This window comes from Mycobacterium kyogaense, assembly GCF_003254575.1.
Lineage (GTDB): Bacteria > Actinomycetota > Actinomycetes > Mycobacteriales > Mycobacteriaceae > Mycobacterium > Mycobacterium kyogaense.
On sequence record NZ_QJUA01000013.1, the window covers coordinates 69,372 to 83,304 of the forward strand.

Genomic DNA, 13,933 nt, shown 5'->3' on the forward strand with positions numbered 1-13,933 from the left:
CCTCGCCGTCTCGGCCCTGGCATTCGCCCCGGATGCGCCGCATGCTTCAGCGGCGCCCGTGCTGCAGCCGCCGCCCTACGTCGACCACGTCACCTGGGCCAAATGGGGTGATCTGTCGAGCCTGCGGGTGTATCCGACACCGGCCGGGCGCGACACCTCGGGCCGGCCCGGCACCGCGGCGCAGGGTGACGAAGCATGGAATGAGGTGCTCGCGCTGTCGCCGGACGCCGCGATCGCGGGGATGAAGGAGCAGTTCATCTGCCACTGGCGGTTCGCCGAGATCGCCGAGCCCGGCAAGGTGAGCTGGAATCTGGAGCCGTGGCGGCCGGAGGTCAGCCCGGACGAGATGATCGCCGCCCGGTGCAATCCCGGCGGCACCGAGGAACCGTTCTGATGGGCTACACGCGCGCTGACGTCGCGGCTGTCGTCGACCACACGCTGCTCAAACCCGAAGCGACAGAAGCCGACATCGTCGCGCTGCTCGCCGAGGCCGTCGAACTCGGCGTGTACGCGGTGTGCGTCTCGCCACCGTTCGTGCCGACGGCACTCACGCTGGCCGCGGGCCAGGCGGTGGCTGCTGTGGTGGGTTTCCCGTCAGGCAAACACCTTTCGGTGATCAAGGCGCATGAGGCCGCGGTCGCGGTCGAGAGCGGCGCAGCCGAGATCGACATGGTCATCGACGTCGGCGCCGCGATCGGCGGCGAGCTCGACGTGGTGCGGGCCGATATCGCCGCGGTACGGGATGCAGCGCCCGGCGCGGTGCTGAAGGTGATCGTCGAATCGTCGGCGCTGGTGGAGTTCGGCGGGTGGCCTCTGCTCACCGATGTGTGCCGGGTGGCAGAGGACGCCGGGGCCGACTTCGTCAAGACCTCCACCGGGTTTCACCCCTCGGGCGGCGCCTCCGTGCGGGCCGTCGAGGTGATGGCCGCCGCCGTCGGTGGCCGGCTCGGCGTCAAGGCGAGCGGCGGCATCCGGTCGGCCACCGATGCCGCGGCGATGCTGAACGCCGGTGCGACGCGGCTCGGGCTGTCCGGGACTCGCGCGGTTCTCGACGGCCTGGGGTGAGAACGGCCCGGCTCAGAACTTCCCGAAGCAGGGGTCGTCGGTCTGCTTGGGCATCGTCGCGTTCTGCGTCGAAAGTCGGCTCTGCACACCGCTGTCGGTGACCGACACCGAGTCGGCCTTGATGTTCAGCGGGTAGTTCTTGGTCAGCGTCGCCGTGAACGCGTCCAGCGCCGGCTGCACCGATTCGCGGGGCAACGTGAAGCCCAGGCCCGTCACCTGCTGCACGGCCAGCGAGATGGAGCCGTCGACGACCTGCGGCTTGGCGGTGATGCTGCCCAACGCGCCCTCGAGCTCGATCGTGCCGTCGTTGGCGTTGGTGGTGACGCCGGAGACGAAGCTGCCGATCAGCGGAATGGCGCCCTGGATCGTCTGCTTGATGCCGTCCGACGACCAGTCGATGGTGGCCACCAGCGAGCCGATCGTTCCGCTCGAGTTCGCGCTGTCCTGGAGGCGCACGTCATCGATGTCGAGGTTGAGCTTCATGCCCTTGGCATCGCGCACCTGGTTGCCCGCGGTCTCGATGTGGATGTTCGTGTAGTGCCCGGACATGTGCTGCATCAGGAACGGCGGCAGCACCCCGAACGACGCCGTGGCCTTGTCCTGCACCACGCACTCCACGGTGGAGGCGACCACGGTGTCGGCACGGTTGCGCGCATACAGCTCGCCGCCGAGCAGGCAGGCCAGCACCAGTGCGACGACGATGACCGCGGTCAGGATGATGGACAGCGGATCGCTGAAGAACTTCGTGAGCTTCGCCGGCAACGCCGAACCTTTCTGCGGGGGTGGCGACGGTGGGCCGGGCTGCGGTTGCGGACGGGCCCAGGGATCGGTCATCCCGCAGATTCTGCCCTACCGACGTGAGCACAACCTGAGCAGCCGTGCGGCTACGGCCCCCAGGCGGGGCGGTTCGCCTTGGCGGCTTTCTTGCCGAGTTTCCCGGAGTTGATCTGGGCGGCCAGGCTGTCCAGGATCACGCGGGAGCTGAGCAGCGCGGTCTGCTCGGCCCAGTCATACGGCGGTGAGCACTCGACCACCTCGATGCCTGCCAGGCCAGGTTCGGAGATCATCTTGACCAGGTTGAGCGCCTCGCGGGGCAGCAGGCCGCCCGGCTCCGGCCAGCCGGTCCCCGGCACGAAACCGGCGTCGATCACGTCGATGTCGAACGACAGGTAGACCGCTTTGGCGCCCTTCCACGCGATCTCGAGCGCCATCTCCGCGATCTTCTCGATGCCCACCCGCTCCACGTCGCCGACGGTCATCACGGTCGACTTGCGTTGACGGCCCACCTGCACACCCTCGCGTGGGCTCTGCCACCCGCCGATCCCGATCTGCACCAGGTTGGTCGCGGGGGCGTTCTTGATGTTGGTGGCGTGGAACCACGGGGTGGTGTGCATCCGCTCGTCGAGGTCGGTCTCCTGGGTGTCGACGTGACGGTCGAAGTGGATGATCCCGATGTTGCCGTCCATGTAGGGCGCAAGACCGCGGATGGTCGGGAAGCCGATGGAGTGGTCTCCGCCGAGCACGATCGGCATGACGCCCTTGCTCGCGACGTGGGCCATCGCCTGGCTGATCTGGTCGAACGACTTCTCCAGGTTGCCCGGGATCGTGAAGACGTCGCCGATGTCGACGATGTTGAGCTGTTCCCGCAGATCGACGCCGGTCTCGTAGTTGTAGGTGCCGAACAGGTTGGTCGAGCGGCGGATGCCCTGCGGGCCGAAGCGGGTGCCGGGACGGTAGGTGGCGCCGGCGTCGAGCGGGACGCCGAAGATGGCGACCTCGGCGTCGTCGACCTCGTTCACGTCTTCGATGAACGGGCACTTGAGGAAGGTGCCGCGCTCGCCCGCGAAGTGTGGCTTCTCGCCGCGCACGAACGTGGAGATGCTCCGGTCGTTGATCGTCGGGGCGGCCTCCAGGCCGAAGCTGAGTCCCCGGTCGATCTCCTCGCGCAGCCGCCGGTCGCCCAGTCGGGCCTCGGCCTGCTGTGCCCAGGCGCCTTCGGCGTTGGTCAGACTCGGATCGGGGGCGGGCATGTCGGACATGAGTGCTCCTCCTGCGCCGTCTTGTCGCTGACCGGGTACGACGCACCTCGTCCGGGGAGCGGGGTCACCGACTCCTGTGAGCCATTGTCAGCACGCGCGCGAGAACCTGTCCACCGGAGACGGGCACTTTCTCAGACGGGCGCAACCGCCGACCACGGCACCGTCAGCACCCCGTCGCGCAGCGGCCGCCGCGGGGTGGTCACCGGAAGTCCCTGCGCGGCAAGCATTTCCATCATCGCCCGCCATCGCACCCTGGGTCCGAAGACCCCGTGGGCGGCGCTGCTGGCCCAGGCCCGGTCGGCGGCGGTGAGCAGCGTGTGGATGGGCTGGCCGGGCACGTTGTGGTGGATCAGGACTTTGGGCAGCCGCTCGGCCAGGTCGGAGGGCCGCTCGATCGCGAACGGGTCGCAGGCCAGCGTCAGGCTCACCGCGGCGCTTGCGTCGAGCAGGACCCAGCAGCAGCGGCGGCCCAGCTCGTCGCAGGTGCCGTCGACGATCAGCCCGCCCGGCGCCAACCCGTCCCGCATCGCCGCCCACGCGTCGGGGACCGCGTCGAGCGGATACTGCCGCAACACGTTGAACGCGCGTACAAGCACCGGCCGGTGCCCCGCCAGTTCGAAGCCTCCGAGCGCGAAGTCGACCCCTGGTCCGGCCGCGGCCCGAGCCACGTCGACCCGGTGCGGGTCGATCTCCAGGCCCAGCACGCGCACATCGGAGCGCACCTGCCGCAGCCGCATCGCGAGCTCCAAGGTGGTCACCGGTAGGGCGCCGTAACCCAGATCGACGACGAGCGGGTCGGCGGCGCTCTGCAGTGCGGTGCGCACCCGGGCCGAGTGCACGAGCCACCGATCGCTGCGCCGCAGCCGGTTGTGTCCTGTGGTGCCCCGTGTGACCGCGCCGAGTGGACGGGAGCCGGTCACCGCCGTCTCAGCTGTTCTCGGCGATCCACACCGTGGTGAACCGCTGTTCGGCGATCAGCAGGTCGACCAGCTGGTGGCCGATGAAGTTCTCGATCTTGCCGCCCAGTAGCGGGACCCGGACCTCGACGGTCGCCGTGAACGCCAACCGTGACCCGGGCCCGGCGGGTGCCAGCGCCGCGGACCCGCGCAACCCGGCGGGCGCGCCGGGGATCGACCCGGTCACCGTGGCCGAGGTGTGGCCGTCGACGACGGGTGCCCAGAGCTCTTCCCGGACGAAACTGAGGTCACCCCGGTGGAACTGCGTGACGACGGCAGGGAGCCGGTCCGCGCGCAGCGTCTGCGTGGTCTTGATCCGCAGTCCGCCGTCGGCGTCGACCGTCATCTCGTCGAGGGTGGCGTGGTCGGCACCGGAGCCATCGAGCCGCACCAGCCAGTACTGCTCGTCGCTGAATGCGCGGTGCACCTGTTCGACGGTGCCCCCGTACTCGGCGGCCATGTCGAATGAACGCGGCATGGCAAACCACGCTACCGTTACCGCCCGTGGTCACTTCGTCTATCGCGGGCGTGGCGGTCGCCGAGAATGTGCCGCTGGCGCCGCTGACCACGCTGCGCGTCGGGCCTGTCGCGCCGCGCCTGATCACCTGCGCCACGACCGAGGAGCTGGTCGAGGTGCTGCGCGCCGTCGGGCCCGAGGCGTTGATCCTGGGCGGCGGTTCCAACGTGGTGCTCGCCGACGACCTGCGCCCGCCGACGGTGGTGCGCATCGCGACGCGGGGCGTCACGGTCGACGGGCCGCTGCTGCGCGCCGAGGCGGGCGCCGTGTGGGACGAGGTCGTCGCGGCGTCGCTGGCCCACGGGTTGGGCGGGCTGGAGTGCCTCTCCGGTATCCCGGGGTCGACGGGTGCCACGCCGGTGCAGAACGTCGGCGCGTACGGCGCCGAGGTCGCCGACACGATCAGCAGGGTGCGCCTGCTGGAGTGGGCGACCGGCGAGGATCGCTGGGTGTCGCCGGACTACCTCCGATTCGGTTATCGCACAAGCATTCTCAAGGGCGCGCCGGTGGCGGTGGTGCTCGAGGTGGAGTTCCGGCTCGACGCCGCGGGCCGCAGCGCGCCGCTGCGGTACGGCGAGCTGGCCTCGGCCCTGGGCGTGGCGGCGGGGGAGCGCGCCGACCCGGAGCGGGTGCGCGAGACGGTGCTCGGACTGCGGGCCGGCAAAGGGATGGTGCTCGACGCGGGAGACCACGACACCTGGAGCGTCGGTTCGTTCTTCACCAACCCTGTCGTCACCGAGGAGCAGTATCGGCGCATCGCCGACGAGGTGGGCGGAAAAGTCCCGCGCTACCCGGCCCCGGGCGGGGTGAAGATGGCGGCGGGATGGCTCGTCGAGCGGGCCGGCTTCAGCAAGGGCTACCCCGGGCCGGACGCGCCGGCACGGCTGTCGACCAAGCACGCGCTGGCGCTCACCAACCGCGGCACGGCCACGAGCGCCGATGTGATCGCACTGGCCAGGACCATTCGCGACGGTGTCGCTGCGCAGTTCGGGATCGATCTCACACCCGAACCGATTCTGCTCGGGTGCACTCTCTAGGTACGCTGGCAACACGTGAGCCCTGCCAAACCGATCAACAGGCGGCGAGCGCTTGCCGCTCTGGCGGTCGGCGTCGCGGCGCCAGCTGTTCTGGCCGCCTGCCGGTCCGAGAACGGTACCGCCGCCTCCGGTCAGTCCGCCGACGACGCGCCGGCAGCGCCGGTCCTGAGCTACCAGCCCAAGAACGCTGCCGACGACGTCGCCCCCACCGCACGCGTCGCGGCCCGGGTCGAGAACGGCTGGTTCCAGAAGATCAGCCTCACCAACACCGACGGCAAGGTCGTCGCGGGCGCGCTCAATCGTGATCGCACCGAGTTCACCGCATCCGAACCGCTGGGCTACGGCGTCGAGTACCGCTGGGCGGGCACGGTGGTCGGGCAGGACGGCAAATCGGTCCCGGTCAAGGCGTCGTTCACCACGGTGAACCCCAGCACGCAGGTCAACGGGCAGTTCCAGCTCTCGGACGGTCAGACGGTCGGGGTGGCCGCGCCGATCATCCTGCAGTTCGACGCCGCCATCGCCGACGAGGACCGGGCCGCGGTCGAGAAGGCCGTCAAGGTCACCACGACGCCCGAGGTCGAAGGCAGCTGGGCGTGGCTGCCCGACGAGGTCGGCGGCTCCCGCATGCACTGGCGGACCAAGGAGTACTACCCGTCGGGCACCGCCGTGCACGTCGACGCGAAGCTCTACGGCGTGCCGTTCGGGCAGGACGCTTACGGCGCGAGCGACTCGACGCTGGACTTCACGATCGGCCGGCGGCAGGTGGTGAAGGCCGAGGCGTCGACGCACCGCATCCAGGTGCTCGACGAGTCGGGCGCGGTGATCATGGACTTCCCCTGCAGCTACGGCGAGGGCGATCTGGACCGCAACGTCACCCGCAGCGGCATTCACGTGGTCACCGAGAAGTACGAAGACTTCTACATGACCAACCCGGCCGCGGGCTACGCCAACGTGCACGAGCGTTTCGCGGTGCGCATCTCCAACAACGGCGAGTTCATCCACTGCAACCCGAACAGCATCGGCGCGCAGGGCAACACCAACGTCACCAACGGCTGCATCAACCTGAACCTGGAGAACTCGCAGGAGTACTTCAACTCCGCGCTCTACGGCGATCCGGTCGAGGTGACGGGAACCCGCATCGATCTGTCCTACGCCGACGGCGACATCTGGGACTGGGTGGTGCCGTGGGACGAGTGGACGTCGATGTCGGCGCTGTCGAAGGAGAAGAAGACCGGCAGCATCCCGAGCACCGCACCGGCGACGCCGTCGGATGCGCCGCAGCCGGTCAGCGGCCGCCCCGGCGGCTAGGCCTCAGCGGCGGTTGAACCGGGAGCCCGCCGAGCCGCTGACCTGGTCCCGCGGTCGCATCACGATCAGATCCAGGTCGACGTGTGACGGGCGGCTGGCCACGAAGCCGATGACCTCGGCGACGTCCTCGGCCACCAGCGGTGTGACGCCCTGGTACACCTTCGCGGCGCGCTCGTCGTCGCCCTCGAAGCGGTTGAGGGAGAACTCCGTCCTCACCATCCCCGGCGCGACCTCGGTCAGCCGCACCGGCTGCCCCAGCAGTTCACTGCGCAGTGTGCGGTGCAGCACGCCCTGGGCGTGCTTGGCCGAGGTGTAGCCGGCGCCGTTGTCGTAGATCTCGACCGCGGCGATGGAGGTGACGGTGACGATCAGGCCGTCGCCCGAGGCGATCAGTTTGGGCAGCAGCGCCCGCGTGACGTGCAGGGTACCCATCACGTTGGCCTCCCACATCCACCGCCAGTGCTCGATGTCGGCGTCGGCCACCGACTCGAGCCCACGTGCTCCGCCGGCGTTGTTGACGAGCACGTCGACCCGGTCGAGCCGGCCCGCCATCGCCGCCACCGCTTCGGGGTCAGTGACGTCGGCCACAATGGCAGTACCGTCCAGCTCGGCGGCCAGGGCCGTGATCGGGGCTTCACGACGGGCCACGCAGATCACGTGAAAGCCTTGTGCGGCAAGGGTTCTGGCGGTTGCTTCCCCGATTCCCGCGCTCGCGCCGGTGACCACGGCGACCGGTCGGGCATCTGATGGCGTCGTCATGATCCCAACCCTAGGCCCCGTGCTACATTGACCCGGTGTTCGGTACCAGTCCGGCAGTGAATGCTGCCCCGCGGCGTGCGTGTTGTTGTTGCGCACCTCGCCGCGCCTGACTGCAGCCGGACTTTCCCGTCCCATCGCGTCGCCAGGTGTGGCCCCCGGCCCCCTGACAGACCGATCCGGAGACGATTCCATGACCAGCTCGATCCCCGCCCGCTCGCACCGCACTCAGGCCACCAAAGGCACCCGGCCCACGCGGATCGGCGACGCTGCCCGCTACCCGCAGGCCCTGGTGCACCAGATCGTGCCCCCGGCGCTGCGGGTGCCCGAGGCGGCGGCCGCATTGGTGTTCGCCGCGGCACGACACCGCGGACCGATCGCCCGCGACGCGATCGCAGGGGTCACCGATCTCTCGATCGCCACCGTCAACCGGCAGGTCACCGCGCTGCTCGAGGTGGGCCTGCTGCGCGAGCGCGCTGACCTGGCTGTCTCGGGCGCCATCGGCAGGCCCCGGGTGCCTGTCGAGGTCAACCACGAACCGTTCCTGGCGCTCGGCGTGCACATCGGTGCGCGCACCACCAGCATCGTCGCGACCGATCTGCTCGGTCGCACGCTCGATGTCGTGGAGACGCCGACCCCGCGCGGGCCACAGGCCGCGGCGCTCACCGCGATCGCCGGCAGCGCCCAGCGCTACCTGAGCCGGTGGCATCGCAGGCGCCCGCTGTGGGTGGGAGTCGCCGCCGGTGGCGTGGTCGACAGCACCACCGGCTACCTCGATCATCCGCGGCTGGGCTGGTCGGATGCGCCGGTCGGGCCGGTGCTGGCCGAGGCGCTCGGCCTGCCGGTGTCGCTGGCCGCGCACGTCGACGCGATGGCCGGCGCCGAGTTGCTGCTGGGGCAGCGCCGGGCGCCCGGCCGCGCCGCGACCAGCCTCTACGTGTACGCCCGCGAGACCGTCGGCTACGCGCTGGTCATCGGCGGACAGGTGCACTCGCCGGCCAGCGGCCCCGGCACGATCGCTGCGCTGCCCGCGCACTCCGAACTGCTCGGCGGCAGTGGCGAATTGGAGTCGACGGTCAGCGACGAGGCCGTCCTCGTGGCGGCCCGGAAGGCGCGCATCGTGCCTGCCGACGGCCCCGGGTCGACCGTGACGGCCGTGCTGCGCGCGGCGCGGCAGGGGGACGAGGCGGCCGTCGCGCTGGTCACCGAACGCGCCCGCGTCCTCGGCGAGGCGGTGGCCCTGCTGCGCGACATGCTCAACCCCGACGACCTGGTGGTCGGGGGACAGGCGTTCACCGAATACGCCGACGCGATGGATGCCGTCGAAGACGCTTTCGCCAGGCGCTCCGTGCTCGGCCACCGTGACATCCGGATGACGGCCTTCGGCAACAGGGTCCAAGAGGCGGGGGCCGGCATCGTCTCCCTCGGTGGCATATTCGCCGACCCGGTGGGTGCCATGCGGCGTGCCCAGGCCCGCCGCCCCGAGGTGAGTGCCTGAGCGGGCGGTGCGACGGGGTGGTGTCGCCACGCCGCGGTGTAGACATGACATGTGCGTCTGACGACCGACCCCCTGCCCGTGCCGCGCCGGGTGGCGGTGTTGTCCGTGCACACCTCACCGCTCGCGCAGCCCGGTACCGGTGACGCGGGCGGCATGAACGTCTACGTGCTGCAGACCGCCCTCGAGATGGCGCAGCGCGGTGTCGACGTGGAGATCTTCACCAGGGCGACGTCGTCGACGGACGCGCCGGTGGTCAAAGTGGCGCCGGGCGTGCTGGTCCGCAACGTGGCCGCCGGCCCGTTCGAAGGACTGGAGAAGAACGATCTGCCCACGCAGCTGTGTGCGTTCACCGCAGGTGTGCTGCGGGCCGAGGCCACGCACGAGCCGGGCTACTACGACATCGTGCACTCGCACTACTGGCTCTCCGGACAGGTCGGCTGGTTGGCCGCCGACAGGTGGGCGGTCCCCCTCGTGCACACCGCGCACACGTTGGCCGCAGTCAAGAACGCCGCGCTCGCCGAGGGCGACACCCCCGAACCACCCCTGCGTTCGATCGGTGAGCAGCAGGTCGTCGACGCCGCCGACCGTCTCATCGTCAACACCGAACACGAAGCGACACAACTGGTTTCGCTCCATCATGCCGATCCCGATCACATCGACGTGGTGTATCCGGGTGTCGACCTGACCACGTTCACCCCCGGTGACGCGTCCGCCGCGCGGGCCGCGCTGGGCCTCCCGGCCGGAGTGCCGATCGTGGCATTCGTCGGCCGCATCCAGCCGTTGAAGGCACCCGACGTGCTGCTGCGCGCGGCAGCACTGCTGCCGGGTGCGCACGTGGTGATCGCGGGCGGACCGTCCGGATCCGGCCTGGCGCAGCCCGACGGACTGGTTCGGCTGGCCGCCGAACTGGGTATCGCCGAGCGCGTGACGTTCCTGCCGCCCCAATCACAGGCCGGTCTGGTCGCGGTCTATCGCGCGGCCGACGTCGTCGCGGTGCCCAGCTACTCGGAGTCCTTCGGGCTGGTCGCCGTGGAGGCGCAGGCATGCGGCACACCTGTGGTCGCCGCGTCGGTGGGCGGCCTCCCGGTCGCGGTGCGGGACGGGGTCAGCGGCGCGCTGGTCGAGGGGCACGATCCCGCCGACTGGGCCGTAACGCTCTCCCGCGTGCTGGCCGCCGATGCCTCGACGCTGCGCCGCGCCGCCGGCGAGCACGCCGCCGGCTTCTCCTGGGGCCACACCGTCGACGGCCTGCTCGGCAGCTATGGCCGCGCGATCGACGAGCACCGAGGACGTCACCTTCCGACCGTCGCGGCCCGCAGAGGCGGGCGCCGATTCTCGATGCGCAGGGGAGTTCGGGCATGACCACACAGGACGTGCAAGCCGTCATCGAGCGCACGCTCGCCGAACACGATCTGCCCTACACCGTCCACAACGGCGCGGCAGGCGGTCTGCCCGGGCTGGTCGTCGCGCTGCCGGGCGAGCGCCGACTCACCACCAACACGATCCTCACCGTCGGTGAACACTCGGTCCGCGTCGAGGCGTTCGTGTGCCGCAAGCCCGACGAGAACTTCGAGGGCGTGTACAAGTTCCTGCTCAAGCGCAACCGCCGGCTCTACGGCGTCGCCTACACGCTCGACAACGTCGGTGACATCTACCTCGTCGGCCGGATTTCCGTCGCATCGGTGACCGCAGAGGAGATCGACCGGGTGCTGGGTCAGGTCCTCGAAGCCGTCGACAACGACTTCAACACGCTGCTGGAGTTGGGTTTCCGCACCTCGATCCAGAAGGAGTGGGAGTGGCGGCGCTCGCGCGGGGAATCCTTGAAAAATCTCAAGGCGTTCGAGCATCTCATCGAGGACCACGACAAGAACTGACCCGTGAGAAGATCGGCGCATGGCAGATACCGCGACGCTGATCCTCGTTCGCCACGGCGAGAGTGAATGGAATGCGCTGAACCTGTTCACCGGATGGGTCGACGTCGATCTGACCGACAAGGGTCGCGCCGAGGCCGCCCGGGCGGGTGAGCTGATCGCCGGGCAGGACCGGCTGCCCGATGTTCTCTACACCTCGCTGCTGCGCCGCGCGATCACGACGGCGAACATCGCCCTGGACAAGGCCGACCGGCACTGGATTCCGGTGCACCGGGACTGGCGGCTCAACGAGCGGCACTACGGCGCGCTGCAGGGACTGGACAAGGCCGAGACCAAGGCGAAGTACGGCGACGAGCAGTTCATGGCGTGGCGGCGCAGCTACGACACCCCGCCGCCGCCGATCGAGCCGGGCAGCACGTACAGCCAGGACGCCGATCCCCGCTATGCCGATGTGCCCGGCGGGGCGCCGTTGACCGAGTGCCTCAAGGACGTGGTCGAGCGCTTCGTGCCGTACTTCAGCGAGGTCATCGTGCCCGATCTTCGCAGCGGTAAGACCGTCATGATCGCCGCGCACGGCAACTCGTTGCGCGCGCTGGTCAAGCACCTCGACGGGATGTCCGACGACGACGTGGTGGGACTGAACATCCCGACCGGTATCCCGCTGCGCTACGACCTGGACGGCGACCTGAAGCCGACCGTCGCCGGGGGCACCTATCTGGATCCCGACGCTGCGGCTGCGGGCGCCGCGGCGGTCGCGGCCCAAGGCGCCAAGTAGTCGGCCGTCGGCGCCCGGCGAACAGAAGGTGAACGGCGGTGGGCGCCGGGCCGAACATCGGTCTGGAAGTGTGTGACTTGTCCGGTTTTGGCCGCACGCTGCTGGGATGACGTTCACCGAGTGCGTACGATTTTCGCGTGAGTGTCTCCTCGGCACTGCTGCTTGCGGCGGTCGTGGCACTGCTCGCCGTGTCGATCGGTGTCGTGTTCGGCGTGGCGGCGGCCCCGCGTCTGCGCCAGCGGCGTGAGCGCCGCGCGGTCGAACAGACCGGCATCACCGTGTCCCAGATGCTGCGTCACGCGGTGGCCCAATCCCCGGTGGGGATCGTCGTCGTCGACACCTACCGCGACGTGGTCTACACCAACGACCGCGCGACCGAACTCGGGGTGGTCCGCGACCGACTGCTCGACGACAGAGCGTGGCAGGCGGCCCAGCGGACACTGGCCACCGGCGAGGACATCGAGTTCGACCTGTCGCCCCGCAAGCGGGAGCGGCCGGGCCGGTCGGGGCTCTCGGTCCGCGGGCACGTGCGGCTGCTGACCGAGGACGACCGCCGGTTCGCGGTGCTCTACGTCGACGATCAGTCCGAGCACGCGCGCATGGAAGCGACCCGCCGGGACTTCGTGGCCAACGTCAGCCACGAACTCAAGACGCCCGTCGGCGCGATGGGGGTATTGGCCGAGGCCGTGCTCGCCTCGTCCGATGACCCGGAGACGGTGCGGCACTTCGCCGAGAAGATGGTCACCGAGTCCCACCGCCTGGCCAACATGGTCGGCGAGCTGATCGAGCTCTCGCGACTCCAGGGCGGCGAGCGGCTGCCCGATCTCGAGGCTGTCGACGTCGACACCGTGGTCGCCGAGGCGCTGTCGCGGCACAAGGTCGCCGCCGACAACGCCGACATCGCGATCACGACCGATGCGCCGACCGGCTTTCAGGTGCTCGGCGACGAGACGCTGCTCGTGACGGCGATCGCCAACCTGGTCTCGAATGCGATCGCCTACTCGCCCAACGGCTCCTCGGTGTCCGTCAGCCGCCGCCGGCGCGGCGACCTCATCGAGATCGCGGTGACCGACCGCGGAATCGGCATCGCGCCCGCCGATCAGGAGCGCGTGTTCGAACGGTTCTTCCGGGTGGACAAGGCGCGCTCCCGGGCCACCGGGGGTACCGGTCTCGGGCTGGCGATCGTCAAACACGTCGCCGCCAATCACAATGGCTCGATCCGGCTGTGGAGTCAGCCGGGGACGGGCTCCACGTTCACCCTGTCGATTCCCGCCTATCTGCGCGACGGCGATTCCGAAGACCCCGATGAGTGATGACGACCGAGAGGACTAGGACTGCGATGACCAGTGTGCTGATCGTGGAGGACGAGGAGTCCTTGGCTGATCCCCTGGCCTTCCTGCTGCGTAAGGAGGGCTTCGAGGCCACCGTGGTGGCCGACGGGCCGTCCGCCCTGGCCGAATTCGAACGGTCCGGTGCCGACATCGTGCTGCTGGACCTGATGCTGCCCGGGATGAGCGGCACCGACGTGTGCAAGCAGCTGCGCTCGCGGTCGAGCGTGCCGGTGATCATGGTGACCGCCCGGGACAGTGAGATCGACAAGGTCGTGGGTCTGGAACTGGGCGCTGACGACTACGTGACGAAGCCGTACTCGGCGCGGGAGCTGATCGCCCGCATCCGGGCGGTGCTGCGCCGCGGCGCCGACACCGACGATGCGGGCATCGATGACGGTGTGCTGGAGGCAGGCCCGGTGCGGATGGACGTCGAGCGCCACGTGGTCAGTGTCAACGGCTCTCCGATCACGCTTCCGCTCAAGGAGTTCGACCTGCTGGAGTACCTGATGCGCAACAGCGGGCGCGTGCTGACCCGTGGGCAGCTGATCGACCGCGTGTGGGGTGCCGACTATGTCGGCGACACCAAGACCCTCGATGTCCACGTCAAGCGGTTGCGCAGCAAGATCGAGGCCGATCCGGCCAACCCGGTGCACCTGGTCACCGTGCGCGGGCTCGGGTACAAGCTCGAGGGCTGACCCCAGCCGGAAGTAACGACCACTAAGCCTCCACTACCGGTGGAGGCTTAGTCGTGCATGGGCTGCGAAACCGAACGTTACCGAC

15 protein-coding genes and 1 riboswitch are annotated in these 13,933 nt (G+C 69.7%); of the genes, 10 read left to right on the forward strand and 5 right to left on the reverse strand.

Features of this window, described 5'->3' with window-relative positions; translation table 11 throughout:
• The first annotated feature begins 16 nt into the window (after positions 1–16).
• Together DMB80_RS11795 and deoC are read left to right on the forward strand one after the other, a co-directional pair.
• Positions 17–394 (forward strand): DUF2599 domain-containing protein, encoded by a 378-nt coding sequence (locus DMB80_RS11795; RefSeq protein WP_073685011.1) that lies wholly within the window; start codon positions 17–19, stop codon positions 392–394.
• Positions 394–1,065 (forward strand): deoxyribose-phosphate aldolase, encoded by a 672-nt coding sequence (gene deoC, locus DMB80_RS11800; RefSeq protein ID WP_111510014.1) that lies wholly within the window; start codon positions 394–396, stop codon positions 1,063–1,065. The genes DMB80_RS11795 and deoC overlap by 1 nt, the downstream gene beginning before the upstream one ends.
• Before the next feature lie 12 nt (positions 1,066–1,077).
• Here the strand turns inward: deoC and DMB80_RS11805 are convergent, their stop codons facing one another.
• From DMB80_RS11805 to DMB80_RS11820, 4 genes are all read right to left on the reverse strand, one after another.
• Complete coding sequence (locus DMB80_RS11805) at positions 1,078–1,899, reverse strand: LmeA family phospholipid-binding protein (RefSeq protein WP_111510015.1); 822 nt, start codon at positions 1,897–1,899, stop codon at positions 1,078–1,080.
• 50 nt (positions 1,900–1,949) lie between these two features.
• Entirely contained in the window at positions 1,950–3,104 is a 1,155-nt protein-coding gene (locus DMB80_RS11810; RefSeq protein WP_111510016.1) for an agmatinase family protein, read from the reverse strand.
• Positions 3,105–3,114: 10 nt separating this feature from the next.
• Positions 3,115–3,181: riboswitch (guanidine-III (ykkC-III) riboswitch) on the reverse strand.
• 54 nt (positions 3,182–3,235) lie between these two features.
• The gene (locus tag DMB80_RS11815) at positions 3,236–4,024 is read right to left on the reverse strand and encodes a class I SAM-dependent methyltransferase (RefSeq protein WP_111510017.1); all 789 of its coding nucleotides are present in this window, start codon (positions 4,022–4,024) and stop codon (positions 3,236–3,238) included.
• Between the two features lie 7 nt (positions 4,025–4,031).
• Positions 4,032–4,538: a DUF2505 domain-containing protein gene (locus DMB80_RS11820; protein WP_046365121.1), complete on the reverse strand. Its 507-nt coding sequence runs from the start codon at positions 4,536–4,538 to the stop codon at positions 4,032–4,034.
• Between DMB80_RS11820 and DMB80_RS11825 the strand changes: the two genes are divergently transcribed.
• Both DMB80_RS11825 and DMB80_RS11830 read left to right on the forward strand, forming a co-directional pair.
• Positions 4,526–5,614, forward strand: a complete 1,089-nt coding sequence (locus DMB80_RS11825; protein ID WP_420812174.1) for a UDP-N-acetylmuramate dehydrogenase — start codon at positions 4,526–4,528, stop codon at positions 5,612–5,614. The two genes, DMB80_RS11820 and DMB80_RS11825, sit on opposite strands and share 13 nt — an antisense overlap.
• A 15-nt stretch (positions 5,615–5,629) precedes the next feature.
• Complete coding sequence (locus DMB80_RS11830; protein ID WP_111510018.1) at positions 5,630–6,922, forward strand: L,D-transpeptidase; 1,293 nt, start codon at positions 5,630–5,632, stop codon at positions 6,920–6,922.
• Between the two features lie 3 nt (positions 6,923–6,925).
• Here the strand turns inward: DMB80_RS11830 and DMB80_RS11835 are convergent, their stop codons facing one another.
• Positions 6,926–7,681, reverse strand: coding sequence for an SDR family oxidoreductase (locus DMB80_RS11835; protein WP_111510019.1), 756 nt, complete (start codon positions 7,679–7,681; stop codon positions 6,926–6,928).
• 190 nt (positions 7,682–7,871) lie between these two features.
• Between DMB80_RS11835 and DMB80_RS11840 the strand changes: the two genes are divergently transcribed.
• The 6 genes from DMB80_RS11840 (at position 7,872) to regX (ending at position 13,848) form a co-directional block, all read left to right on the forward strand.
• The gene (locus DMB80_RS11840; RefSeq protein WP_111510020.1) at positions 7,872–9,176 is read left to right on the forward strand and encodes an ROK family transcriptional regulator; all 1,305 of its coding nucleotides are present in this window, start codon (positions 7,872–7,874) and stop codon (positions 9,174–9,176) included.
• Positions 9,177–9,227: 51 nt separating this feature from the next.
• Entirely contained in the window at positions 9,228–10,538 is a 1,311-nt protein-coding gene (mshA, locus tag DMB80_RS11845) for a D-inositol-3-phosphate glycosyltransferase (protein WP_111510021.1), read from the forward strand.
• On the forward strand, positions 10,535–11,050 hold the full coding sequence (locus tag DMB80_RS11850) for a type III secretion system chaperone family protein (RefSeq protein WP_046364967.1): 516 nt from the start codon (positions 10,535–10,537) through the stop codon (positions 11,048–11,050). Before mshA ends, DMB80_RS11850 begins: the two co-directional genes overlap by 4 nt.
• 19 nt (positions 11,051–11,069) lie before the next feature.
• Positions 11,070–11,822 carry a phosphoglyceromutase gene (locus tag DMB80_RS11855; RefSeq protein WP_046364966.1) on the forward strand — a complete coding sequence of 251 codons (753 nt, stop codon included), beginning with the start codon at positions 11,070–11,072 and terminating at the stop codon, positions 11,820–11,822.
• Positions 11,823–11,959: 137 nt separating this feature from the next.
• The gene (locus DMB80_RS11860) at positions 11,960–13,135 is read left to right on the forward strand and encodes a sensor histidine kinase (protein ID WP_111510022.1); all 1,176 of its coding nucleotides are present in this window, start codon (positions 11,960–11,962) and stop codon (positions 13,133–13,135) included.
• Positions 13,136–13,161: 26 nt separating this feature from the next.
• Positions 13,162–13,848, forward strand: a complete 687-nt coding sequence (gene regX / locus DMB80_RS11865) for a two-component sensory transduction protein RegX (RefSeq protein WP_111510023.1) — start codon at positions 13,162–13,164, stop codon at positions 13,846–13,848.
• The last annotated feature ends 85 nt before the right edge of the window (positions 13,849–13,933 follow it).

Coding starts and splice junctions, on each gene's coding strand:
- deoC (WP_111510014.1), top strand. CDS start 394: ATGGGCTACACGCGCGCTGACGTCGCGGCTGTCGTCGACCACACGCTG.
- DMB80_RS11805 (WP_111510015.1), bottom strand. CDS start 1,899: ATGACCGATCCCTGGGCCCGTCCGCAACCGCAGCCCGGCCCACCGTCG.
- DMB80_RS11810 (WP_111510016.1), bottom strand. CDS start 3,104: ATGTCCGACATGCCCGCCCCCGATCCGAGTCTGACCAACGCCGAAGGC.
- DMB80_RS11825 (WP_420812174.1), top strand. CDS start 4,526: ATGAACGCGGCATGGCAAACCACGCTACCGTTACCGCCCGTGGTCACT.
- DMB80_RS11820 (WP_046365121.1), bottom strand. CDS start 4,538: ATGCCGCGTTCATTCGACATGGCCGCCGAGTACGGGGGCACCGTCGAA.
- DMB80_RS11835 (WP_111510019.1), bottom strand. CDS start 7,681: ATGACGACGCCATCAGATGCCCGACCGGTCGCCGTGGTCACCGGCGCG.
- DMB80_RS11840 (WP_111510020.1), top strand. CDS start 7,872: ATGACCAGCTCGATCCCCGCCCGCTCGCACCGCACTCAGGCCACCAAA.
- DMB80_RS11850 (WP_046364967.1), top strand. CDS start 10,535: ATGACCACACAGGACGTGCAAGCCGTCATCGAGCGCACGCTCGCCGAA.
- DMB80_RS11855 (WP_046364966.1), top strand. CDS start 11,070: ATGGCAGATACCGCGACGCTGATCCTCGTTCGCCACGGCGAGAGTGAA.
- regX (WP_111510023.1), top strand. CDS start 13,162: ATGACCAGTGTGCTGATCGTGGAGGACGAGGAGTCCTTGGCTGATCCC.